Source organism: Leptotrichia trevisanii DSM 22070 (assembly GCF_000482505.1).
Lineage (GTDB): Bacteria > Fusobacteriota > Fusobacteriia > Fusobacteriales > Leptotrichiaceae > Leptotrichia > Leptotrichia trevisanii.
Map to the genome: position 1 here is coordinate 1 of NZ_AXVL01000091.1, position 1,080 is coordinate 1,080.

General features: G+C 49.9%; 1 rRNA gene. It reads right to left on the bottom strand.

Annotated features, from left to right (window positions below):
* A 23S ribosomal RNA gene (locus K324_RS0109705) occupies positions 1-1,080 on the bottom strand; the annotation flags it as partial.

Sequence of the window (1,080 nt, forward strand, 5' to 3'; positions counted from 1 at the left end):
CACGCCTCCGCAGCTTCGGTTTATGTCTTAGCCCCGTTACATCTTCGGCGCAGATACTCTCGACCAGTGAGCTATTACGCACTCTTTCAAGGCATGGCTGCTTCTAAGCCAACCTCCTGGTTGTCTGTGAATATCCACCTCCTTTCCCACTTAGACATAATTAGGGACCTTAGCTGGCGGTCTGGGCTGTTCCCCTCTCGTCCATGGACCTTATCATCCATGGACTCACTCCCGAGCATTAATATATGGTATTCGAAGTTTGCTTGATTTCGGTAAGCAGTACGCCCCCTAGATCATACAGGGCTCTACCCCCACATATCTTGACTCAAGGCTGCACCTAAATGCATTTCGGAGAGAACGAGCTATCTCCTAGTTCGATTGGCTTTTCACCCCTAGACCTGCCTCATCTCCCAACTTTTCAACGGCGGTGAGTTCGGCCCTCCACTGAGTCTTACCTCAGCTTCAGCCTGGACAGGCCTAGATCACTAGGTTTCGCGTCTATGACCGGCGACTTGTCGCCCTATTAAGACTCGGTTTCCCTTCGGCTTCATCTTATTAACCTTGCCACCGGTCATAACTCGCAGGATGATTAACCAAAATCCACGCAGTCACACATGAAGTGCTCCTACCGTTTGTAGGCACACGGTTTCAAATTCTGTTTCACTCCCTTGCTCAGGGTTCTTTTCACCTTTCCCTCACGGTACTCTTCTCTATCGGTCAACAGCAGTATTTAGCCTTACGTGATATGGTCCACGCTGATTCACGCCAGATTTCTCGTGCCTGACGCTACTCGGGTGCTTCCAGTCGTCATACATATTTTATGTTCTACAGGACTGTCACCTTCTCCGGTTCAGCTTCCCAGCTGATTCCACTTACATATATACGACTTAAACATTATGACAATCCGTTAATGGAAGTCCCTCAACCCCGTGTCAGCAACGCTGTCCGCTTGGCACTGACACGGTTTAGGCTCTTCCCCGTTCGCTCGCCGCTACTCAGGGAATCGTTTTTACTTTCCTTTCCTCCCGCTACTTAGATGTTTCAGTTCACGGGCTTACCGTTTTCACGCATACCCTCCAG